This window comes from Enterococcus pseudoavium NBRC 100491, assembly GCF_001544295.1.
GTDB classification, from domain to species: Bacteria; Bacillota; Bacilli; order Lactobacillales; family Enterococcaceae; genus Enterococcus_A; species Enterococcus_A pseudoavium.
Map to the genome: position 1 here is coordinate 1 of NZ_BCQF01000029.1, position 23,643 is coordinate 23,643.

The 23,643-nt window shown below is 41.1% G+C and carries 22 protein-coding genes, 1 tRNA gene and 1 other annotated feature; of the genes, 18 read left to right on the plus strand and 5 right to left on the minus strand.

Annotated elements, in window-relative coordinates:
* Positions 1-155: 155 nt before the first annotated feature.
* The gene (locus tag EP1_RS11415) at positions 156-1,589 is read left to right on the plus strand and encodes an alanine/glycine:cation symporter family protein (protein WP_067627487.1); all 1,434 of its coding nucleotides are present in this window, start codon (positions 156-158) and stop codon (positions 1,587-1,589) included.
* A 60-nt stretch (positions 1,590-1,649) separates the two neighbouring features.
* Here the strand turns inward: EP1_RS11415 and EP1_RS11420 are convergent, their stop codons facing one another.
* Positions 1,650-2,372: a gamma-glutamyl-gamma-aminobutyrate hydrolase family protein gene (locus EP1_RS11420; protein WP_067627489.1), complete on the minus strand. Its 723-nt coding sequence runs from the start codon at positions 2,370-2,372 to the stop codon at positions 1,650-1,652.
* A gap of 207 nt (positions 2,373-2,579) precedes the next feature.
* Positions 2,580-2,627: a sequence feature (sodium ion sensor (DUF1646 type); this cis-regulatory element may regulate processes involved in with the transportation of sodium ions), on the plus strand.
* A 47-nt stretch (positions 2,628-2,674) separates the two neighbouring features.
* Between EP1_RS11420 and EP1_RS11425 the strand changes: the two genes are divergently transcribed.
* The 10 genes from EP1_RS11425 (at position 2,675) to EP1_RS11470 (ending at position 12,608) form a co-directional block, all read left to right on the plus strand.
* Positions 2,675-2,998, plus strand: coding sequence for a hypothetical protein (locus tag EP1_RS11425; RefSeq protein ID WP_067627491.1), 324 nt, complete (start codon positions 2,675-2,677; stop codon positions 2,996-2,998).
* A complete protein-coding gene (locus tag EP1_RS11430; protein WP_067627493.1) occupies positions 2,985-4,946 on the plus strand; it encodes a V-type ATP synthase subunit I in 1,962 nt (653 codons plus the stop codon). The genes EP1_RS11425 and EP1_RS11430 overlap by 14 nt, the downstream gene beginning before the upstream one ends.
* Positions 4,947-4,964: 18 nt before the next feature.
* On the plus strand, positions 4,965-5,435 hold the full coding sequence (locus EP1_RS11435) for a V-type ATP synthase subunit K (RefSeq protein ID WP_067627495.1): 471 nt from the start codon (positions 4,965-4,967) through the stop codon (positions 5,433-5,435).
* An 88-nt stretch (positions 5,436-5,523) separates the two neighbouring features.
* The gene (locus EP1_RS11440) at positions 5,524-6,108 is read left to right on the plus strand and encodes a V-type ATP synthase subunit E family protein (protein ID WP_067627498.1); all 585 of its coding nucleotides are present in this window, start codon (positions 5,524-5,526) and stop codon (positions 6,106-6,108) included.
* A 10-nt stretch (positions 6,109-6,118) separates the two neighbouring features.
* Entirely contained in the window at positions 6,119-7,114 is a 996-nt protein-coding gene (locus EP1_RS11445) for a V-type ATPase subunit (RefSeq protein WP_067627500.1), read from the plus strand.
* The gene (locus EP1_RS11450) at positions 7,104-7,415 is read left to right on the plus strand and encodes a V-type ATP synthase subunit F (RefSeq protein WP_067627503.1); all 312 of its coding nucleotides are present in this window, start codon (positions 7,104-7,106) and stop codon (positions 7,413-7,415) included. Before EP1_RS11445 ends, EP1_RS11450 begins: the two co-directional genes overlap by 11 nt.
* A gap of 13 nt (positions 7,416-7,428) precedes the next feature.
* On the plus strand, positions 7,429-9,210 hold the full coding sequence (locus EP1_RS11455) for a V-type ATP synthase subunit A (RefSeq protein ID WP_067627505.1): 1,782 nt from the start codon (positions 7,429-7,431) through the stop codon (positions 9,208-9,210).
* Positions 9,203-10,579: a V-type ATP synthase subunit B gene (locus tag EP1_RS11460; protein ID WP_067627507.1), complete on the plus strand. Its 1,377-nt coding sequence runs from the start codon at positions 9,203-9,205 to the stop codon at positions 10,577-10,579. Before EP1_RS11455 ends, EP1_RS11460 begins: the two co-directional genes overlap by 8 nt.
* Before the next feature lie 4 nt (positions 10,580-10,583).
* The gene (locus EP1_RS11465; RefSeq protein WP_067627508.1) at positions 10,584-11,216 is read left to right on the plus strand and encodes a V-type ATP synthase subunit D; all 633 of its coding nucleotides are present in this window, start codon (positions 10,584-10,586) and stop codon (positions 11,214-11,216) included.
* Between the two features lie 33 nt (positions 11,217-11,249).
* Positions 11,250-12,608 (plus strand): TrkH family potassium uptake protein, encoded by a 1,359-nt coding sequence (locus EP1_RS11470; RefSeq protein ID WP_067627511.1) that lies wholly within the window; start codon positions 11,250-11,252, stop codon positions 12,606-12,608.
* Between the two features lie 45 nt (positions 12,609-12,653).
* Here EP1_RS11470 and gloA read toward each other — a convergent pair whose 3' ends face one another.
* Complete coding sequence (gene gloA / locus EP1_RS11475; RefSeq protein ID WP_067627513.1) at positions 12,654-13,022, minus strand: lactoylglutathione lyase; 369 nt, start codon at positions 13,020-13,022, stop codon at positions 12,654-12,656.
* A gap of 137 nt (positions 13,023-13,159) precedes the next feature.
* Between gloA and EP1_RS11480 the strand changes: the two genes are divergently transcribed.
* The gene (locus tag EP1_RS11480) at positions 13,160-13,603 is read left to right on the plus strand and encodes an NUDIX hydrolase (protein ID WP_067627515.1); all 444 of its coding nucleotides are present in this window, start codon (positions 13,160-13,162) and stop codon (positions 13,601-13,603) included.
* A gap of 26 nt (positions 13,604-13,629) precedes the next feature.
* Here EP1_RS11480 and EP1_RS11485 read toward each other — a convergent pair whose 3' ends face one another.
* Both EP1_RS11485 and EP1_RS11490 read right to left on the minus strand, forming a co-directional pair.
* Positions 13,630-14,979, minus strand: coding sequence for an HD domain-containing protein (locus tag EP1_RS11485; RefSeq protein WP_067627518.1), 1,350 nt, complete (start codon positions 14,977-14,979; stop codon positions 13,630-13,632).
* Positions 14,969-15,778: a lipoate--protein ligase family protein gene (locus tag EP1_RS11490; RefSeq protein WP_067627522.1), complete on the minus strand. Its 810-nt coding sequence runs from the start codon at positions 15,776-15,778 to the stop codon at positions 14,969-14,971. The genes EP1_RS11485 and EP1_RS11490 overlap by 11 nt, the downstream gene beginning before the upstream one ends.
* A 258-nt stretch (positions 15,779-16,036) precedes the next feature.
* Between EP1_RS11490 and EP1_RS11495 the strand changes: the two genes are divergently transcribed.
* From EP1_RS11495 to EP1_RS11510, 4 genes are all read left to right on the plus strand, one after another.
* A complete protein-coding gene (locus tag EP1_RS11495; RefSeq protein ID WP_067627525.1) occupies positions 16,037-16,471 on the plus strand; it encodes a YwiB family protein in 435 nt (144 codons plus the stop codon).
* A gap of 73 nt (positions 16,472-16,544) precedes the next feature.
* A complete protein-coding gene (gene rpoE, locus EP1_RS11500; protein ID WP_067627527.1) occupies positions 16,545-17,150 on the plus strand; it encodes a DNA-directed RNA polymerase subunit delta in 606 nt (201 codons plus the stop codon).
* Positions 17,151-17,341: 191 nt separating this feature from the next.
* A complete protein-coding gene (locus tag EP1_RS11505; protein ID WP_067627530.1) occupies positions 17,342-18,664 on the plus strand; it encodes an MFS transporter in 1,323 nt (440 codons plus the stop codon).
* A gap of 18 nt (positions 18,665-18,682) precedes the next feature.
* Complete coding sequence (locus EP1_RS11510) at positions 18,683-20,707, plus strand: CocE/NonD family hydrolase (protein WP_067627531.1); 2,025 nt, start codon at positions 18,683-18,685, stop codon at positions 20,705-20,707.
* 264 nt (positions 20,708-20,971) lie between these two features.
* Here EP1_RS11510 and EP1_RS11515 read toward each other — a convergent pair.
* Positions 20,972-21,043 (minus strand) — tRNA-Arg (locus EP1_RS11515).
* Between the two features lie 52 nt (positions 21,044-21,095).
* Between EP1_RS11515 and rpoN the strand changes: the two genes are divergently transcribed.
* Positions 21,096-22,397 carry an RNA polymerase factor sigma-54 gene (rpoN, locus tag EP1_RS11520; protein WP_067627533.1) on the plus strand — a complete coding sequence of 434 codons (1,302 nt, stop codon included), beginning with the start codon at positions 21,096-21,098 and terminating at the stop codon, positions 22,395-22,397.
* A 175-nt stretch (positions 22,398-22,572) separates the two neighbouring features.
* Entirely contained in the window at positions 22,573-23,616 is a 1,044-nt protein-coding gene (locus EP1_RS11525; protein ID WP_067627536.1) for a sugar-binding transcriptional regulator, read from the plus strand.
* Positions 23,617-23,643: the final 27 nt, after the last annotated feature.

The following is a 23,643-nucleotide window of genomic DNA, read 5'->3' on the forward strand; positions in this document are numbered from 1 at the left end:
AGTTAGAGATTTAAAACTAACTTAGGTTTTTTTATTTTAAAGAGAATCAGCATGCATCGTGTAAGAAGTTCGTTAATCATCACTTGTTGTTTTTTTATATATAATTCTTTTTTAGTCATTTTATGATAAAATGATAAGAAAACAGGAGGGGTTTGATGGGTGATTTTTTAGTTAGAATTAATTCTATTATTTGGGGTGCCCCCATGATTGTCTTAATTTTAGGAATCGGGATTGTTTTAACTGTCGGTTGTCGGATGATTCAAATTCGTCGCTTGCCACTAGCATTAAAGTATATGATAAAAAATGAAGAAGGCGGTCAAGGGGATGTAACGAGTTTTCAAGCATTATGTACAGCACTCTCAGCTACCATCGGTACTGGAAATATTGTCGGTGTTGCAACGGCGATAGTGGCTGGTGGGCCGGGAGCATTATTTTGGTTAGAACTGGCGGGACTTTTGGGGATGGCGACCAAGTATGCCGAGGGGTTATTGGCGGTGAAATACCGAACCTTTGATGATCATGGAAAAGCGCTTGGCGGTCCGTTTTATTATATTGAAAATGGGCTTGGAGCAAAATGGAAGTGGTTAGCCAAAATGTTTGCCTTTTTTGGTGCGATTGCCGGAGTGATCGGCATTGGTACAATTGCGCAAATTAACGGGATCACTTCAGCGGCTGAGACGTTTTTTGATCCGCAAAAACTCCATACGATTGCGTTGTTTGGTAATCAGTATTCTTGGGCAGTAGTTATTACAGGGGCTGTTGTCACAGTTTTGGTGGCAATTGTTTTGATTGGCGGTGTGCAGCGAATCGCTCGCGTATCAGAAATCATCGTACCGTTAATGATTGTTATCTATGTCGGCTTATGTTTATTCATGATTGCTATTAATATCACTAAGTTACCTAGTGTCATCGTAGAAATTATTCAAAGTGCCTTTGGCTTACGGGCCGTTTCAGGTGGTGCTATTGGGGCGATGATGATTGCCATGCAAAAAGGAATTGCACGAGGGATTTTTTCAAATGAATCTGGCTTGGGAAGCGCCCCGATTGCTGCAGCTGCTGCACAATCAAAGGAGCCGGTGCGACAAGGGTTAGTTTCCATGACCGGTACTTTTATTGATACTTTGGTTGTTTGTAATATGACGGGAATGGCCATTATTTTGACGGGGGCTTGGAAAACTGGATTAGAAGGTTCCGCGGTAACTATTTACGCTTTTTCTGAAGCTTTACCGATTTCTCAAACGATTGCTTCTTTATTATTAATGACTTGTCTAGCTTTCTTTGCCTTTACTACGATCTTAGGTTGGAACTATTATTCAGAGCGTTGCTTAAGTTATTTGACTGGTGGAAATACAAAATTTTCTTCAGCCTTTCGCCTAATTTATATACTAGCAGTATTTATCGGACCTTATTTAACTGTATCGGCTGTGTGGACGATCGCTGATATCTTTAATGGCTTAATGGCATTCCCAAATATTATTGCGTTGATCCTATTGAGCCCAGTTGTCTTTAAAGAGACTAAATCTTACTTCGCACGCTTGACTGATATTGAAGCAGCGGAATTATCTTCTGTATCGATTGATGAAGAATAAGCAATAATAAGAAGGCTTTAGCAAGCATTTTAAACTCGCTGAAGCCTTCTTCGTCGTTTATTAAAATTCTTGGACAAAAAAATCAAATAAACTTTGTTCTTTAGAATCATTTTTGCGGGTTAATTCGGGATGCCACTGAACACCGAGGATTTTAGAATTACGCTCACGACTTTCAACGGCTTCCACGATACCATCAGTGGACCAAGCAATTGGTGCAAGAGTTTCCGCGAGCTCTTTAATTGCTTGGTGATGATAAGAATTCACTTGGGCTCGTTCACCAAAAAGCGGTGCAAGGATTGATTCTCCTTTAACGGTAATAGAATGCAGACCAAAATCTGGGACGGTCGGAAACATATCATGTTTGACTTGCCAATCAGAATACTCCGTTAGATCTTGATACAATGTTCCACCTAACACGACATTTAATAGCTGGGTGCCACGGCAAACAGAGAAGATCGGTTTGTTTTGTTTAATTGCTTCTTTGATGAGAGCCATTTCAAAAGTATCACGTTCTAGACTAGTGGGGCCTAATTTTGGGTGAGGTTCTTCACCGTATAAAAATGGGGTGACATCTTGTCCGCCCGCTAATAATAATTTATCAATTGTTGCGATGTATTCGCTCGCAAGTTCAGGATCGCTGATAGGCAATAAGACAGGGATACCACCAGCTTGGTGGACACCATCAATAAAACCTTGGGGGGTATAGGTAAATTGTTGATCAAAAAAAGCTTGATTATTTTGATAATGCTGATTTGCTGCAATGCCAATAATGGGTTTTGTCATTCCAATCACTCCTTCTATCTTTTGATACCATAGTCAAAAGATAGAAAGCAAGTAATATGATTTTCTTAAACTATTCCTGTTATAAAAACTACTATTAAATTACTCCAGAACAAGTTAAGCTTTACTAGAGCTTTTCTGTTTTTTGTAGAAAAGAGGTTACGAAGATTGTATTTTTTGATATACTGGAGACATCGAATAAGTACAAATGGTTGGGCGCAAGCTTCAAGGATCATGTTCTTCAAGGGGTGAGAAGAACGACCCGGATAGTTTGCGCTCTTTTTGTACCTAAAAGGAGGGTTTGTGTGTTAGAAGCTTTAGAAAAAATAAAAAATGCTGAAGAGCAGAATGAATTAAAAAAAGAACAATTGAAAAAAGAATTAGCGAGCTATGAGGACGATAAAAAACAACAGCTGCAAGAAAAACGCCAGCAATTAAAAGCGGCTTTTTCTCAATCATTAGCTGAGCGGGAAGAGACATTTTCGCGAGAATTAGCAGCTGAAGAGCAACGACTAGCCGAACATGCAGAAGCAGCAATTAAACAAATGGAAGAAAATTATCTTGGAAGAAAAGAACCAACCATCCAAAAAATTATTGAAAGGGTGATCGCAGAATATGGCAGTCAGTAAAATGAGCAAGTTAACGTTGATTGCCCAACAAGGGTTTAGCGAACAAATACTCTCAGCGATTCAAGGTTTTCAAGGAGTGGAGATTCGCGATCTTTTTCAGCAAACAGTCAGTAATGATTGGGTCGAGGAATATTTTAACGAAGTCACACCTTTACCCAGTCAAGATGCCCTTACTAGAATTGATCATCAGCTAGAACAGATCACACATGCGATCCAGTTTGTGGAACATTACGGCAGTAGCCGTGAAAAAGGACGTCACTTGAAACGGCAGCAGGCGACTCTCCGCGCACTGGAAGAAAAATTTGATGAACCTGAATTGATTTGCGAATTGGGAAGTATTCAAGAATTGGAGCAACGCTTTTTAGCAGCTAACGCTAAACAGCAGGAACTGCAAGAGCAGGAAGACTTGTTACAAAAATGGCAGGCTTTGGATTTTTTACCAAGCGACTATTCGCTGCGCACCACGAATTGCTTTTTAGGGACAATCGATGCGACTGTTTGGGAGAAGTTTGAAGAGCAAGTAAAAGCAGAACAAATCCATTATGAAATCATTTATAGCGATGATCATGTTGTTAATTTTGCTTTGTTGTATTTACGAGGTGCACAAGCTACTGTCCAAGAACTGTCGCGCCAGTCTAGCGCGGTGGTCTTTCATTACAAGCGCAAGCAGTTGCCTAAGGCAGAACTCGCGCTGATTCAACGTCAGATGCTTGAATTAGTTGAAGAACAAAAACTGCTGGTACGTTTAATTGGCCAGAAAAAACAAGTCATTGAACGTTTGGAGACAGCCGAAGAGGTACTGTTAGCACAAAAGAATCGCTGGCTAATCCATGACCGGTTTATTAAAGACGACAAAGTATTGGTACTCCAAGGCTGGGTAGAAACCGAGAGCTTTGAAGCTTTTGAAGAATTCATCGGGCAAGCAATCGGAAAGAAAAATTTGTATTTGGAAATAGCCGAGCCGACGAATATTGAGATTGATGAAGAAATTCCAACGAAATTGAAAAATCATGCAGTGGTCAAGCCGTTTGAAATGCTAACGGAAATGTATAGTTTGCCTAAATATCATGAAGTTGATCCGACTCCGTGGTTCATGCCGTTCTATTTTGTATTCTTTGGCATGATGGTAGCGGATGCTGGGTATGGTGCTTTGATGTTGGTAGCAACTACAATTGCTTTACGAACGGTTTTACCGCGTGGCATGGAACGTTTTATGCGCTTTTTCCAAATTTTAGCGGTCCCGACGATTTTATGGGGGTTGATTTATAATTCCTTCTTCGGTTTCTCGTTAGGTTATCAGCCAATTCTTTCCACCAGCGATGATGTCATTAGTATTTTGATCTTATCGATTGTCTTTGGGGTTATTCAAATTTTTATTGGTTTGGGACTAGCGGCAAAAGAAAACATCAAAGCGAAGAATTATTTAGGGGCAATATCGGATGGTTTTGCTTGGCAGGGAATTATGGCAGGAGCAATTATTGGTGGCTTAGGAAAAATGTTTTTAGATAGTCAACCGCTCTATATGATTGGGATTGTTTTGGCTTGTATCAGTGCCTTACTGATTGTCGTCACACCTATGCTGCAGTCAGAATCCAAAATCAAAGGATTGGCTTCAGGAGCCTACAATTTATACGGAATTACTGGCTATATCGGAGACTTGGTTAGTTATACCCGCTTAATGGCTTTAGGTATTTCTGGTGGGAGTATCGCAGCTGCCTTTAATATGTTGGTGGGCTATATGCCGCCGATTGCACGTTTCAGCGTCGGAATTTTATTGATGTTGGCATTACATGGCTTGAATATCTTTTTATCTTTACTGTCGGCGTATGTACATGGAGCTCGGTTACAGTATGTAGAATTTTTCGGTAAATTTTATCAAGGTGGCGGACGAGCCTTTCGTCCGTTAAAGACCGAAGAAAAATATGTAAATATTGAACAAGAAAAATAATTGGAGGAATTTTAAACGATGATGGAGTATTTGATTAATAACAGTGGCGGTATTATCTTTGCAATTTTAGGGATGGCGACAGCAACAATCTTTTCTGGGATTGGTTCATCAAAAGGGGTAGGAATGACGGGGGAAGCAGCAGCTGCCTTAACAACTAGTCAGCCGGAAAAATTTGGTCAAGCCCTGATCTTACAATTATTGCCCGGGACCCAGGGATTGTATGGTTTCGTTATTGCGTTCTTGATTTTTACGAACTTGTCTAATGATTTAACGGTCGTTCAAGGCTTAGGTTATTTAGGCTCATCTCTGCCGATTGCTTTTACTGGATTATTTTCTGGGATTGCTCAAGGACGAGTAGCGGCTGCCGGAATTCAGATCTTAGCTAAAAAACCGGAACATTCAACAAAAGGGATCATTTACGCTGCCATGGTTGAAACCTATGCGATTTTAGGCTTCGTTATTTCATTCTTATTAGTTGGTCAAGTCTAAGAATCTTAGCTATTCTTGATCCGCTAGTAGATTTGAAAGAGGCTTCGGATTACAGAATAAAAAATTTATTCCTTTAAGGAGTTTTTTTATGGAAGCAATTGAAAAAATAGTTGAGCAATTGAATCAACAAGCTGACTTGGAACAAGCTCAGCTGAAGGAAAAAGAAACCGCTCGAATCGAGCAAGAATTTCAAGCGGAATTAATAGAACTGGAAGCAGATCATCAGAAACGTCTGGACAAAACCTTACAAAATTTGGCCAATACGTATAAACAAGCAACGAATCGGCGACAAGTCACACAAAAACAAATGATTCTAAATCAAAAGCAGGCGATCTTGGAAAGAGTTTTTGCCGCAGCTGTCAAACGAATGGAAGATTGGACTCCAGAAGAGCAACAAACATTTGCTCATAACGCCTTGCTGAAGCTAGACTTGTCTGGTGAATTGGTCTTTCTGCCGGGAGAAAAATCACAAACAATTTTCAATGAAGACTGGCTGAATGAGCAAAATAGAGCACTATCTTATCGTCTAACTTTGGGAGCGACCACCGTTTCTAATCAGGCAGGTTTTTTGTTAGATAAAACCGGTGTCCAGTACAATTTTCTTTACCAAAGTTTAGTGAGAGAAATCCAAGAAAATGAAAGTTTCCAAATCGCTCAAACACTTTTTGCATAGGAGGCATTGAATGAAACAAGCTACGTATCATGAATTGAATCCGTTGGTTCGTTTGAAGGAATTGGAGTTACTAACGCCTGATTTTATGAATCGCATGCTCAAAGCCCAGGATCTGACAGAAGTTGAGACACTTTTCAGAGAAACGATTTATGGTCAGTATTTGTCAGGGAGCTTCTACGAAAATTTTGAAGCCGCTCTTGGTCAGGCTCAAGACGAGTTGCTGGCAGAGCTGGTGAATGCAGTCCCGGATCCGAATGTTATCTGGATCTATACGATGCGTTATACTTTCCATAATCTCAAGGCTTTGATCAAGGCTGATTTACTTAATCAAAATTTTGATGAACTCTATATCTATGATGGCTTTTATTCTTTAGAGAAAATCAAAACGGCTATCCGAACAGGTCAGGCAAGTGGCTTGCCGACTAGCCTGCTTGAAAGTATTCAAGAAGTTCGTGAACATTTCGAAGAATCGAACAGCTTACAAGGAATCGATATTATTTTGGACCGCAAATATTTACACTACCAACGTAAAATTGCAGAATTGATCGATGAACCTGAGTTGTTGAAGGAAGTCATTAGTTTCATCGACTTTACGAATATTCTAATGGTGGCACGGGGAATCAAACAAAAGAGAAGCCGAAATTTTATGTCCACTGTTTTATCAAGCCAAGGGAGTATTCCTAAAGAAGAATTATTGGATTCTGTAGAAACGGACCTGGAACATTTGACCGGTTATTTGAGAAAAACTGTTTACGGCGAAGTTATCGAACCAATCATTAAAGAAAATACGCTGATTCTAAGCCAATTGGAACGATTATGTGATGATTATTTAACCGGTTTTTATGAAGTAGCACAAACGCAAGCTTTTGGCCCATTACCAATTTTAGCATTATTGAATGCTAAAGCGATTGAAGCCAAAAACCTTCGTTTGATCATCACTGGAAAACGGGTCGGATTAACGAATGAAGAAATCAGAGAGAGGATGCGTGAGACATATGGCACATAAAATTGGTGCAATTGGCGATAAAGACTCAATCTTACCTTTCAAACTTTTTGATTTTGATACGCGGACGACCAAAGACAAACAGATCATTCGGCAGCAAATTGAGGAAATGGCCAAAAAAGACTATGGCATCATTTACATTACCGAAGAATTTGCTCAGCTTGTTCCTGACACGATCAAGCGCTATGAAGAAAAAATGATCCCCGCAATCGTATTAATTCCTAACCATGAGGGAACTCTAGGAATCGGCAAAGCCCTGATCCAAGGTCAAGTCGAACGAGCAGTCGGACAGAATATTTTATAAAGGAGCTAATGACTTGCAAGAAGGTAGAATAGTAAAAGTTTCTGGTCCACTAGTCCTGGCAGAACATATGGAGCAAGCAGCGATACAAGATATTTGTTACGTTGGTGACCTTGGTGTGATCGGCGAAATTATCGAAATGCGCGGTGATGTTGCTTCCATTCAAGTATATGAAGAAACTGCGGGAATAGGACCAGGCGAACCAGTAAAAACAACCGGAGAAGCACTTTCGGTCGAATTAGGACCAGGGATCGTCTCCCAGATGTTTGACGGAATTCAACGTCCACTAGATACATTTAAAGAACAGACCCATAGTAATTTCTTAAGCCGCGGAGTTCAAATTCCAGCTTTAGACCACGCCAAAAAATGGTGGTTTGAGCCAGTCGTTGAAGAAGGTACGTTCGTCTCCGCAGGGGATATCGTTGGGACAGTTCAAGAAACAAAGATCATTACCCATAAAATCATGGTGCCGAATGGTATTTCGGGAACAGTCAAAAAGATCTCTACTGGAGAATTTACGATTGACGAGATTGTTTATGTGGTCGAAACGCAAGATGGCATCAAAGAATTTTCAATGCTACAAAAATGGCCCGTTCGTCGTGGTCGCCCTGTGGCTGAAAAATTAAATCCAGAAGCCCCGATGATTACGGGACAACGTGTGATTGATACTTTTTTCCCAGTCGTTAAGGGAGGAGCAGCAGCAGTCCCTGGACCATTTGGTGCTGGCAAAACGGTGGTTCAGCATCAGATCGCTAAATGGGCTGATGTGGACCTAGTTGTTTACGTTGGTTGTGGTGAACGAGGGAATGAAATGACCGATGTACTGAATGAATTTCCAGAATTAATCGATCCGAAAACCGGTGAGTCATTGATGGAGCGGACGATTTTAATTGCGAACACTTCAAATATGCCAGTAGCTGCGCGTGAAGCCTCGATTTATACCGGGATCACGATTGCAGAATACTTCCGTGATATGGGCTACAATATTGCAATTATGGCAGACTCTACTTCTCGTTGGGCCGAGGCACTACGTGAAATGAGCGGACGTTTAGAAGAAATGCCCGGTGATGAAGGATATCCAGCCTATCTAGGAAGTCGTTTAGCTGAATATTATGAACGGTCAGGGCGAGTAATCGCGCTAGGGAACGAGGGGCGTGAAGGTTCGATTACGGCGATCAGTGCTGTTTCACCATCAGGGGGAGATACTTCAGAACCGGTCACGCAAAATACCTTGCGAGTGGTAAAAGTTTTTTGGGGACTAAGTGCGACCTTAGCACAACAACGTCATTTTCCATCAATTGATTGGCTACAAAGTTATTCTTTATATTCTTCAGAAGTTGGGAAATATTTGGATAATGATTTGCAAACTAATTGGTCACAGATGGTGGCTGAAGGAATGCGGATGCTACAAAAAGAATCGGAATTAAATGAAATCGTCCGTTTAGTTGGGATTGATTCCTTATCAGAAAAGGATCGTCTGACACTGGAAGTTACCAAGTCTTTACGCGAGGATTACTTACAGCAAAATGCTTTTGATGAAGTCGATACCTTTACTTCAAGAGAAAAACAATTCAAGATGATTCGCAATATTTTGGCCTTCAATCAAGAGGGGCAGCGAGCTTTGGAATTAGGTACGTATCTAAAAGAAATCATTGATGGAACAGTTACTTTGCGGGATCGAATCGCGCGAAGCAAATATGTTCATGAAGATGAGTTAGAGAAATTAGATCAAATTTATCAAGATATCAGTACAGAAATCCAAGTGATTATTGCTGAAGGGGGAATGACCAATGATTAAAGAATATAAAACGATCAGTGAAGTGGTCGGACCTTTAATGGCAATTGATAAAGTTGAAGGCATTAAATATGAAGAATTGCTAGAAATCCGTTTGAGTAATGGTGAATTGCGTCGGGGCCAAGTTTTAGAAATCCACGAAGACAAAGCCCTTGTTCAGATCTTTGAGGGAACGAGTGGGATCAATTTGAAAGAATCAACCGCCCGTTTTTTAGGACATCCACTGGAATTAGGGGTTTCTGAAGACATGGTCGGACGCGTGTTTGATGGATTGGGGCGGCCGAAAGATGGCGGTCCAGAAATTTTAGCCGAAAAAAATGTCGATATAAACGGTGAAGTCATCAATCCGGTTTCCCGTGATTATCCCGATGAATTCATCCAAACGGGGATATCAGCGATCGATCATTTAAACACGTTGGTTCGCGGGCAAAAATTACCGGTCTTTTCAGGTTTTGGCTTGCCCCATAAAGAATTAGCAGCGCAAATCGCGCGACAAGCAACAGTCTTGAACCAAGCCGATGATTTTGCGGTAGTCTTTGCGGGAATTGGAATTACTTTTGAAGAAGCTGAATTTTTCATGGAAGACTTCCGCCAAACCGGAGCGATCGATCGTTCCGTCGTCTTTATGAACCTAGCCAATGATCCTGCCATCGAGCGAATTGCTACACCACGGATGGCCTTGACCGCGGCAGAATATCTGGCTTATGAAAAAGGCATGCACGTGTTGGTTATCATGACGGATATGACGAATTATTGCGAGGCATTGCGGGAAATTTCGGCAGCGAGACGAGAAGTTCCGGGACGTCGGGGCTATCCAGGTTATTTGTATACCAATTTGGCGACTTTATATGAACGGGCTGGACGTATCCGTGGCCTAAAAGGGTCGGTGACGCAGATTCCCATTCTGACGATGCCAGAAGACGATAAAACCCATCCGATTCCCGATTTAACTGGTTATATCACCGAAGGACAAATCATTTTATCTCGTGAATTGGATAAGAATGGGATTCAACCGCCAATCGACGTCTTACCGTCGCTTTCACGGTTGAAAGATAAAGGGACCGGAGAAGGAAAAACCCGGAAAGATCACGCGCCCACGATGAATCAGTTATTTGCGGCCTATGCACAAGGAAAACAAGCTAAAGAATTAGCTGTCGTCTTGGGTGATTCAGCTCTATCAGACGTGGATAAAATCTATGCGAAATTTGCCGAACGATTCGAAGAAGAATATGTCAATCAAGGATTTTACGAAAATCGTTCAATCGAAGAAACGTTAGATCTTGGTTGGGAATTATTGGCAATGCTACCACGGACTGAGTTGAAGCGGATCAAAGATGAGATGTTGGATGAATATTTAACAGAAGGGGCTTGATCCGATGGTGAAATTAAATGTCAATCCAACGCGGATGGAACTTACTCGGTTAAAAAAACAACTAACAACCGCCACTCGGGGACATAAGCTATTAAAAGATAAACAAGATGAATTGATGCGGCGCTTTATTTTATTAGTCAAAAAGAATAACCAGATGCGCAGCGAGGTTGAAGTGAAATTACAGCAAGCGATGCGGAATTTTTCAGTTGCAGATGCGCTTTTAAACGATAAGTACATCGAGGAGCTATTAGCAGTTCCGAAAGAGCCTATAACACTTGATGTGATTGAAAAGGATGTAATGAGTGTAAAAGTCCCTGTGATGAATTTTCAACATGAAAAGGCATTAGCAGACGATCCGCTAGAGTATGGTTTTTTAAATTCAAATGACGAGTTGGATCAGAGTATCAAAAAGTTTTCGGAAGTACTGCCTAAGTTGTTGGAGCTGACAGAAATTGAAAAGACTTGTCAGCTAATGGCGAAAGAAATCGAAAAAACCCGAAGACGAGTAAATGCTTTAGAGTACATGACGATTCCTCAACTGGAAGAGACCATTTACTTTATCCAGATGAAATTGGAAGAAAACGAGCGGGCCGAAGTCACGCGAATGATTAAAGTGAAAAATATGGGTACTACTTAATTAAGTAGTGCCTTTTTTTGAAGGTAGGAAGTTATGAAAAAAGAAAAGCGTGGATCATTTGCCATCCACCCCATTCAATTTATTGCCATTGGATTTGCTGGAGTCATCTTAATAGGTAGTCTGTTGCTGACCTTGCCGATAGTTACACAAAACGGACAAGGGACGTCTTTTATTGATGCGTTGTTTACAGCAACCTCTGCGACATGTGTCACCGGACTTACGACGCTAGTTACAAATACGCATTGGAATATGGGCGGGCAGTTGATTATTTTAGTTTTGATTGAAATTGGCGGCTTAGGTTTTATGATGATGCCCTTTGTGTTTTTTGCTTTAATGAAAAAGCGGGTAGGTTTGCTGACGCGGATTATTCTCCGCGAGTCCTTAAATTTAGATAGCTTGTCTGGCGTGATACGTTTAATGCTGTATATTCTCCGCTTTGCCGTGGTATTTCAATTATTAGGTGGTCTGTTATTAGCTATTGATTTTGTTCCAACCTATGGTTTTGCGACTGGGTTATGGTATGCCATTTTCCATTCAGTTTCTGCTTTTTGTAACGCTGGGTTTGATTTGTTTGGCGACAGTCTGGTCAGTTTTCAAGATAATCCTTATGTTTTATTTGTAATTGCTAGTTTGGTTGTTGCGGGTGGCTTAGGTTTCATTGTTTGGCAGGATTTGATGAATTTTCGTAAAACGAAACGCCTGACTCTGCACAGTAAACTCGCGTTAACGATCTCGCTGAGTTTAGTACTCGCAGGTATTTTTGTTTTTTACATTTCTGAAGCAGGCGGACGGGATATTGTTGCTAGCACTTCTCCAATTCATCGCTTTGCAAATTTACTTTTTATGTCAGTAACGGCGAGAACAGCTGGGTATTTTTCAGTCGATTATGGCAATGTCAGTCAAGCGGGAATTCTGTTTACAATTGTCTTGATGTTTATCGGTGGGACCCCGGGGTCAACCGCGGGTGGTTTAAAGACAACGACCTTTGGTGTGCTAGTCATCCGAACAATTTCAATGCTAAAAGGCAGAGAATACGCGGAGGTTTTTCAACGGACGATTCGTCCGTCGGTTGTTTCTCGGGCCCTCACGCTCTTTTTTATTACGCTAAGTCTCTGCATTGCTGTCACGATGGTGATGTCAGTAACTGAATTATTGCCACAATTTCGCGGTATTGAGTATCTATTGTTTGAAACTTTTTCTGCTTTTGGGACGGTTGGACTTACGATGGGTTTGACACCTAACTTGAGTATCATTGGGAAACTTTTGATTATCAGCTTAATGTATATCGGCAGGGTAGGAATCTTGACGGTCGGCTTTTCATTGTCAATGCGCTTAATGAAATCTAATGGTGGACACTATAAACTGCCGGAAGAAAGTGTCATGATTGGGTAAAAGATAAAAAAAGAACAGGACTCATTGAGTTCTGTTCTTTTTTGCTTAACGAATGACTTCGATCTTGTAACCGTCTGGATCAGTAATAAAATAATAAGAAGGTTCGGTGCCAGGTAGGCCTTTTAAATCCGTAACATTAAAGCCCTTCGCTTTTTGTTCTTCGTGAAGTTTTTCAAGCTCAGCTGAGCTGATAGCGATGTGTCCATAGCCATTCCCTAAATCATAGGCTTCATGATCATAGTTATACGTTAATTCCAATTCATAATCATCGCCGGGTAGCGTTAGATAGACTAAAGTGAATTTTGCATCGGGAAAATCACGGCGACGGGACTCTTCAAAACCAAAAGCCTCTTGGTAAAATTTTACTGATGCTTCTAAATCTTTTACGCGTACACAAGTGTGTGCCATTTTCATAAAGTAACAGCCTCCTAATAATTAATACCCTCATCATACCATAAATCAATAATTTCCCATTATTTATGCTCATCAGTTGTTTATGAGTTTTTTTTAATGTAAACTATTTAGTAAATACAACTTGCAGGAGGACGACAATGATCCCAGTATTTGGCGTGAAGGAATCCGAAAAAAAATATCAAGCACGTTATGCCGCTTATGCAATTTTAATGAATGATCAAGGTCTGCTGGCGCTGATCCAAGCGCCGAATGGTGCATATTTTCTGCCGGGCGGTGAGATTGAAGGTCATGAAACAAAAGAAGAGGCCATCGAACGGGAAATGCTTGAGGAATTAGGCTTTGAGGTTAGCTTGTCTGCTTATTTGGGGCAGGCGGATGAATATTTTTATTCACGTCACCGGGATACCTTTTTTTATAATCCAGGCTATTTTTATGTCGCTAACAGTTGGAAAAAGGTTTCGGCACCATTAGAAGAAGGCAATGTCAGTAGCTGGGAGACACCCGCTAAAGCAATTGAATTGTTAAAGCGCGGTAGTCACAAGTGGGCTGTAAAAGAATGGCTAAACAAAAAAACTTTCTGATCATTGAGTCAGAAAGTTTTTTTTGTTTAGTTGATTAATGCGCCATTATGAATGTGTTTAGCGAAAGCTTGGTAGTAATCGTCAAACAAATCTGAGTTTTTGCTATCTTGTTGGGTCATTTCTTTTGGATAGTAGAAGCGGATGTCGCCTTGCTCTTGTCCGGTCAAAGCTGAGACTAGTTGGCTGGCTTTGGATAGTTCGATCAAAGTACCGTCTTTTTGCATCAGCTCAATTTGAGTACGATGGCTGCCTTTTTCCGGATGATAAAGATCATAAGGCAAGTCGTAGCTGGAATTAATCGCAGTATAATAGTGGGGATTAAACCCCGCTTTTTCAACTAAGTCTTTCATTTCGCTTAATAATGGATTTTCGCTCGAATCGACGGTAATGGATTTTAACGGTTTGCGGTTTAAAAAGCGAAAAGCTAAATCACTTAGTATCACGTCTTGATCATCAATCCATTGTGCAAAATAGGTGTTTAACACACCGTCATCGAGTTTCAAGTAATCCTCTAATGAAAAGTCTTCTTTTAAAAAGGGAAGTAAAAATTGAGAGTGCAAGGAAAAATTTTCTGTATCTTCTTGATACAATTCATGAGCCCGATCTAATAAATGCTCCAACAAAACTTCCATCGCCCGAGAAACGGAGTGGAAATAGACTTGAACATACATTTGATAGCGGCTGACGATATAATCTTCCACCGCATGCATCCCGTTCATAGAAAAAGCGATTCCGCCCTCATAAGGTCGAATCACACGTAAGATCCGCGTTAAATCAAAGGTTCCATATTCAGTTCCGGTATAATAGGCATCCCGTAATAAGTAGTCCATTCGATCCGCATCGATTTGGCTAGAAATCATCTGGACAACCTGTGGATTCTCATAAGTCTTCGTAATCACACTTGCGACTTTTTCCGGAAAACCGGCTTCGACGTTATTCAAAATCTGGAAGACCTCAGTTTCTGGCGAGGTGATGATTGCCACCGTCAAAGCTTCATGGTCGGTATGGAAAATATGCTCAAAGGTGTGAGAGTAAGGACCATGCCCGACATCGTGGAGTAAGGCTGCACACAAAGCGACTAGCCGATGAGAATCATCCCAACCGTCTTTGCCATATTTTTCCTGAGAATAATTGCGTTGGAAAATATCGCAGATTCGGCGAGTAATATCATAAACGCCTAAAGAGTGCGCAAAGCGACTGTGTTCAGCGCCGTGAAAAGTATACGAGGCAGTGCCTAATTGTTTGATCCGGCGTAGCCGTTGGACTTCTTTTGAATTAATCAGATCTAAAATCACTTGATGTTGTACGTGGATATAATTATGCACTGGATCACGAAAAACTTTCTCCAGCGGTAGCATTTGATATTTATAAGTCATTGAGAGCCTCCTGAATAAGCAGATTGCGTTGCTGCATCTTTTCAATGCGTCGTTGGTATTCGGTTAATTGATAAAACTGCTTCAGCTCAGCCGTTTGATCGCGATAGTCGATCGCCTGTAAAAGCTCTGTTTTGACAACAGGAATCGATACTTCAAAGGGACTCTGATCATTGAGTGTGGTCATACTAGCTGGATTCACTGGTGGATAATCGTTGCCGAAGGAGTCCTTTAGGCCGCTTTGATAAAAAGTGCGTACGACCTCGCCACGGAATGTTTGGTCGCCGGTAACACTGAGATACAGCATAATCGCTACGCCATCTTTGATGCGGCGTTGTGCAATTCCAGCGATTTTTTTCCCGTTGATTGAAAGGTCAAACTTGCCAGGACAATAGGAATCGGCGACCTCACCAATCTCTAAGCCTAGCTCGCCAAAGCGAGTGGCTGTAAGCCAGTCAACCATGGCTTGATAGCCTTCATCGATCGATCCCTTAAGAAGACTATCTTTTGGAAGAATCAAGGAAATATTTAAAATCCCTAGATCGCTAATCACACCTAAACCGCCAGCATTTCGCAAGACCAGTCGATATTTTTTTGCTTGGACGGCCCTTAACGCTTGATCGAAATAAGGGACACGGCTATCTTTCATTCCTAAAATTAACGTTTGTGGTAACTGCCAAAAATGAATGATCGGTTGGTTTTGTTCACCGCTAAATTCAGTTAAGACATCGGTTAAAGCAAACGGGTTGAACAAATCGTTCTCAGACAGCATCCCTTGATCGAAAAGCAGTGCTTCTTTCATCTAATCTTCCTTCCATTTCTTCTTTTCATACTATTATAAACAAAAATACCAAAAGTAAGTAATTAAGTCGCTCAAGAAGCAGAAGTAGTTGACAAAAACAGCAAAACCGACAAAAATGAAAAGTGGAAGCTTTTCGTTCCAGTTTTAAGCATTTATAAAAAGAGAAAAACGAAGTGCCGCCGTTTAACAACGGATTTTTTTAGTTGTTTGGAAGCTCAATTTTTTTCTAACCACAAAATAAAAAGGAGTGGAAGCTCTGTGAATATCAATGAAGGCATTCCCGCAAAAATTAAGGTTAAAACGAAAGTCACTCAGAATAATGAGACCGAAGACTTCGTATTTGATTTACCCGGTCAAGTAGTCAAGATGGGGGACACGCTGTATATTCGTTATCAGGAGATTCAGCCAGATGGTCAAGAGATACCAGTTACGGTGAAAGTAACTCCCGATTCACAAGTTCAATTAATTCGTTCGGGTGAAGCTCGGATGCGGATGCGTTTTGCCTACCGCGAAAAAATCGAAACAAGTTATAAGACACAGTATGGGATGTTTATTATTTCAACTTACGCAGAAAAACTGCACATTAGTTTAAAAGATCGTCCATTTTCCGGGCTGATCACGATTGACTACAGTTTGTATATGAAGGAAGAAAAAGTTGGCGATTATCAAATGGTTTTAGAATTTACTACCTAAGCATAAGAAAGGTTTGCTTTTTAGCTTTCGATTTTGTATGATAAGGAGTAGACTTTGAAAGGACGTGTCATACTTGGAACTTAGTATTTTTGATGGTTTGAACAAAGATGAATTGTCAATGATTGAAGTGGCACACGCAATTCTGGAAGAACGCGCAGAGGTAATGGATTTTTCGGATCTAGTCAATCAAATCCAGAACTATCTTGGCAAATCAGACAGTGAGATTCGTGATGCATTGGCTCAATTTTATACCGATTTGAATATTGATGGAAGCTTTATTTCTCTTGGCGATAATCGCTGGGGGTTACGTTCATGGTACGCGATCGACTCGATCGATGAAGAAGTGAACCATGGCTTAGACGATGATGAGGAAGATGCACCGCGTCGGAAAAAACGTAAGAAAGTCAATGCCTTTATCAATGACGATGAAGATGCGATTGATTACAACGATGATGATCCTGAAGATGCTGATTTGTTGGCAGATGACGAAGAAGACGATATCGACGACGATGATGACGATGACGATGATGAAATCGCAGCATACAATTCTGATTTACAAGAAATCGGAGCGGATGCAAATGAGGACGATGAAGAAGTCGTTCCAGGTGGAATCGAAGATGATTTAAGCGTGATCGACGACGATGACTTTGATGACGATGAAGAAGATGACGAAGAATAGATCAATTGATCTATTCTTTTTTTGTCTTTTTTAAAATTTATTAGAAAGATTTTGAATTTTAAATGAAAGCGTTACCGTGGTACCCTTTTAATAGAGAATGCTAAACTTTTCTGTAGGTCAGATAAAATATTTTTGAAAGGAGTAGGAGTATTTGGACAAGTGAAAAGATGTACAAATGAAAGGAGAAGCGGATGGAAGCTAAAGAAGCGAAGCAAGGGTTACGGAAAAATTTCTTCACAGTGGTCTTATTGGCGATTGCTGGATCGATTATTTATGGATTAGCCTATTTTCGAAACTATTATTACGATGCCTATATCGTAACGTATCATCTAACGAATACACAAATGGGCTCATTAGGCAGTGCTTACGGTTTTATGGGATTAATTTCTTATTTAATCGGGGGGATCCTAGCTGATCGATTTCCAGCTAAGAAACTAATGGTCGGGTCATTGATCGCAACTGGATTAGGAGGGTTCTTGCATTTATTTTTTACTAGCTACGTCGCGTTATTTTTGATCTATGCCTTATGGGGGGTTACCTCATTATTAACTTTTTGGCCGGCCTTATTAAAAATTGTTCGAATGCAGGCCGATGAAGATGAACAAAGTCGAGCATATGGTATTTTTGAAGGAGCCCGTGGGATTACCAACGTCATCCATATGGCGGTAGCTACGGCGATCTTCGGCTTTTTTCAAAAACAACTAACCGAAACTGCCGGCTTGCGTTGGATTATCATTTTCTATTCTGTCATGCCTATTTTATGTGGTTTAGCGTTTTTATTCTTAGTCAAGGAACCAACACCCACAGAAAAAATAGTTGAGGGGCAAAAACTGCAAATTAAAGATATTGTCGATGTGATTAAGATGCCGGCGATTTGGATCATTATTGGAATGATGTTTACTAGTTATGTTTTTAATATGTCTATTTACTATTTCACCCCTTATGCTTCAAATATTATCGGAACATCGGCGGTTTTTGCCGCAATTGTTACGGTTTTGGCGCAATATTGTCGACTTGTTGCTGCGCCAGTCGGCGGGTTCTTAGCTGATAAGATCAGTAAATCAACCGTTATGATGGGTGGGTTCATCGTAATGGGGTTAGGGACGGTCTTGATGATTTCCGTTGCAGGGATGAATGGTCAAATCCAATTGGTTTTATTGATTATTGCTGCGAGTATTGTGTACTTGGCGATGTTTTCTAATTATGGGTTGTTCTTTTCCTTCATGTCTGAAGGAAAGATCCCATTACGGCTATCAGGAGTGGCGATTGGTCTGGCTAGTACTTTAGGCTATCTGCCAGAGGTGATCGCACCGTTAGTTGCCGGAAATGTTTTGGATAAGTATGAAGGAAATTCGGGCTACTTTATTTACTTTAGTTTGATGATCGCAATGGCTGTAATTGGCGCAATTTTATGTATTGTTTGGCGCCGTACGTATGGCAAGGCTTATAAAGAAGAAATGAGCTTAAAAGCAATCGAGCAAGCCACTCATTCCCAATTAGAGGAGATGGAGTAGGTCAAAGAGGAGGACAAAGTGTTGAAAAAAATCATTAAAGATTTTCCTTATGCAGTTAAGATCATTGAAAATGATTGGTTGACTTTATCAGATGGGACAAAACTGTCTTATCGATTATGGCTGCCAGAATCAGAAGAACCATTACCAACGATTCTTGAATACTTGCCTTATCGCAAACGTGATGGTACACGCGGTCGGGATAATCCAATGCATGGGTATTTTTCAGGTCATGGCTATAATGTCATTCGAGTGGATATTCGCGGAACGGGAGAATCGGATGGTCTGCTGGCGGATGAATACTTATTGCAAGAACAAGACGATGCTCTTGAAGTAATCGAATGGATTAGTCAGCAGCCTTGGTGTGACGGTCAAGTAGCCATGATGGGAAAATCATGGGGCGGTTTTAACTCGTTGCAAATCGCCGCTAGAAGACCGCCAGCATTAAAAGCAGTCATGGTAGTTGGTTACACTGATGATCGCTATAACAACGATATCCATTATAAGGGTGGATTGGTGTTAAACGATAACTTTTGGTGGGGCGCGATCATGCGGGGCTACCAGTCTCGCGCGATTGATCCAGAAATTGTTGGTGAGCGTTGGCGCGCGATGTGGCTTGAACGTTTGGAGAATATGCCGCTCTGGATGGGCAATTGGTTAGAGCACCAAACCCGTGACGAATATTGGCAGCACGGCTCTGTTTGTGAGGATTACAGCGCGATTGAGGTACCGATTTTTGCTGTTGACGGGTACGCCGATTCCTATACCAATACGATCTTGAGTTTGCTTCAAGGAGTGAATGTTCCCAAAAAAGGACTCTTAGGACCTTGGGCGCATGTGTATGCTCACGATGGTGTACCAGAACCGGCAATCAATTTTTTAGGTGAAGGTGTTCGCTGGTGGGATTACTGGCTAAAAGGGAAAGAGAATGGCGTGCTTGATGGCCCAATGCTTCAGGCCTGGATGGAAGATAGCATGACTCCTTCAACGAATCGCCCCGTCAGCAAAGGTCGCTGGGTAGGGATTGATGCTTGGCCTTCCAAAGCAGTCACGCCTAAAGATTATCAGTTGACTTATGGTCGATTGGTTGAAGAACGTCAGGCAACAGAAGAAAAGGTAGTCCTCCATACTCCTTTGGCCCATACCTTATTAGCAAATGAATGGATGGGTGCCGGTGTACCCGGGGAATCTCCCGGAGATCAACGCATCGATAATGGTTTAGCAATGAACTTTGATTCTGCCATTTTGCAGGAAGATTTAGAAATTTTTGGCTATCCGCGGATTGAATTAAAATTAACGAGTGATAAGCCAAATGCGATGCTGTACGCCTCGCTTTGTGATATCGCACCAGACGGTTCCTCGGAACGGGTCTCTTATGGCGTAATGAATTTGACCCACTTACAGGGCCATGATAAAGTTGTGCATTTAACGCCTGGAGAAGAAGTAGTGGCTTTTGTCGATTTGGATTGTTGTGGACATCGATTCAAAGCAGGACATCGCATTCGTTTATCTTTAGCCAATAATGCCTGGCCGATGTTTTGGCCGTTGCCAGAGGATTATTCTTTGACCTTAAATTTAAATGAAGCGATATTTACTTTACCCTTCTTTACAGGAGAAGAGGTAGACGGACCAGATTTGCAACCAGAGTCTGCCGAATTAACACCAACAACGATCTTGTCAGAAGGAAAAGTTGAACGAGAAATTACTTATGACTTAGTCAATGATGCTTGGACCTGTATCACTAATGGGATTGGTGGTGTCTTTGGTGAAGGCATCTACCGCTTTGATGAAATCGATTTGACGGTGGAACATAATTTGAAACGTGAATTGTCGGTGTCCAATCGAGATCCTTTATCAGCCCACTATTTGATCACGCAAAATATGCGGATCGGTCGTGAAGGCTGGTGGACCAATGCCGATATTTGGACCACCCAAAGTTCAGACCAACATTATTTCTATTTGCAAGGTCAGATGGACGTGTCAGAAAATGAGGAGCACGTCTACACTAAAAAATGGGAGAAAAAAATTCCAAGAAACGGAATGTAATCGTAAGCACTTTGAAGATTTAGTTAAGCGCTCAACAAAGACTCTTGTCTCAGTAGTATTTTTGAAGAAATACTGCTGTTGCGAGAGTTTTTTATTTAAATAGGCTCAAGGAAGTTAGGACGTTGCCATTTTTAGTTTCTTTCAATTGAAGAGCTACAAATCAAAATTGCTAAGTCTTCACTAAAAAAGTATAATGAGAGGTACGAGGCTGACAACGTGTGGTAAAACAAAAAAAGCACTCCTCAAAGTGAGAAGTGCAAATTATGCGTCCTGAGGGAATCGAACCCCCGTCTCAAGAACCGGAATCTTACGTGATATCCACTACACTAAGGACGCGAACACGTTTATTAGTTTAGCATATAATTTAAAAAAAACAAGGGGAAAATATATGAAGTTTCAACAAGGTTATTCGCAAAAGCAACAGCAGATGCAAAAACTGGCGATGACACAGGAATTGCAGCAGGCTATTCAGATTCTACAATTCAACACAGAAGAATTGCAAGATTATGTTGAAACGGTTTCTTTGGAAAATCCGTTATTTGAAGTTACTGCGCCGAAAATCCAAAGTGACTTGATGCAAATGCACCATGGAGCAGCTAAAGAAGATACTTTTTTTCAGATTGCCGACCGCCCAGTTTCTTTATTTGAGTATCTGATCAATCAGATTCATTTGAATTATCGCGATACGTTTATTCGTGAAATCATGCTGGCTTTGGTGGAATATGTCGATGTGAACGGCTATTTAAAGGTTGATGAAGAAAGAATCAAAAAAGAATTGGATGCTACAGATATTCAATATTTGGATGCGTTGACGTTGCTACAGCAATTAGATCCTCCGGGTGTCGGTGCCCGGAATTTACAAGAATGTTTAATGCTCCAGACCGAGCAAGATGATTACGCCCCAGACCTAGCCTATTTACTATTGGAAGAAGCTTTTGAAAAAATCGCCAAACGAAAATTCGAGGAGCTGGCAAAGGAATATCAAGTTAGTTTGCCACAAATCCAGAAAATTATGGACTATATCCGAACCTTAGATCCATTTCCTGGAGCAGGCTTTGGAGAACAGGAATCAAATTTTATTATTCCAGATCTGACATTGGTAAGAAGAGCGGGACAGCTAGTCGTTTTATCCAATAAACGGGGACAGCTGCGTTTGAATTTCCAAGAAAACTATTTCAATCGATTAAAAGAACAAGCCGATGAAGAAACCAAGGTCTATTTAAAAGAAAAGCTCCAGCAATTTGAGTGGCTGAATAAAACACTAGGGCAACGAAAAGACACGATCTTGGAAGTTGGTAAAATCATTGTTCAGCAGCAAGCCGCTTTTTTTGAAGAAAAGCAGGGAGCTTTAAAGCCACTAATGCTAAAAGATGTTGCCAAGCAGTTAGAAGTTCATGAATCGACGATCAGTCGAGCAGTAAATGGAAAATATATTGAGACTGACTTTGGTATTTTTGAATTGCGCCGCTTTTTTGTGAACAAAGTCAATGATGAAGATACATCGGCGGATGAGGTAAAACAGGTAATCGCTGCTCTGGTCAAAAATGAAGACAAGCGCAAGCCGCTATCCGATCAAAAGATTGTTGAACTCTTAGCAGAGAAGGGCCAAAAAATATCGCGACGGACAGTTGCAAAATATCGCGATGCGCTGAAAATTCCCAGTTCATCGAAAAGAAAACGTTTTGATTAAGCCAAGTAAAAAAACTTGGCTTTTTTCTTGCGTAGACGGGACAAAACTGGTACACTTTGTCATGTAAGAAATTAGCAATTTTAAAAAAATGATTGGACTTTCTTGCATTTTTTTTACTATTCATGGGTCGCTAAAAGTCTATGAGGGACTACTCAAGTCCAACGGAGGAAATCCTTTGTTAAGTGAACTACGAGTACTTGAAGCAATCGCCCCTGATGTGTTAGAGGTTGTCAAAAAAAGATATCGCGTTATGCAGAATATTTTTTGGATGCAACCAATCGGTCGAAGAAATTTAGCTGATTCGTTAGGTCTGACTGAACGTGTTTTGCGAAGTGAGACAGATTTCCTTAGAGATCAGCGTTTAATTGATGCAACGAAGAGCGGGATGTTGTTAACTGAAAAAGGTGAAGATTTACTACAGCACTTAGAACTGTTGATGGAACAATTCACCGGAATGGATCAGTTAGAGAAACAATTAGCGGCACTTTTTGGCATCGAACGTTGTTTGATTGTCTCTGGTAACAGTGACGAACAAGAAAAGGTAATCGGTGAATTCGGTGAATTGGTTGATGAAGCATTGCAACGTCAATTGCCAGACGGCCGAAACATTATCGCAGTGATGGGCGGGACGACGATGGCAGAAGTTGCCAGACACGTCAGTCCGTTAGAAACAACGCAGCGTCACAATCTTTTTGTTCCAGCTCGGGGCGGTATCGGCGAAGCTGTATCGATCCAAGCAAATTCAGTGAGCGCCTTGATGGCAGCAAATGCCCACGGCGAACATCGAGTGTTGTATGTGCCGGAACAGCTAAGTGAAGAAGCGTATCATACATTGCTGAAGGAACCTTCAATCAGAAGTGTCTTGGCGATGATTAAAGAAGCTAACTGTGTTGTTCACAGTATTGGCCGAGCCATCCATATGGCAGCCAGACGGAAAATGTCAGAAGAAGAGATTATTCGTCTGAAACAAAAAAATGCTGTTGCAGAATCATTTGGTTACTTTTTTGACGAAGAAGGAGCAATCGTCCATAAAGTGCCACGCATTGGTCTGTCTCTAGAAGACATTCAAAAGATGCCGATCGTGATCGCAGTAGCAGGCGGTAAGAGCAAAGTTAAAGCGATCACCGCCTATATGAAGAATGCTCCCAAACAAACGTGGCTCGTCACTGACGAAGCTGCTGCAAACGAGATTTTAAAAGGGCCATCCCCTTTAAAATAAATATATTTTTTGATTCCATAAGGAGGA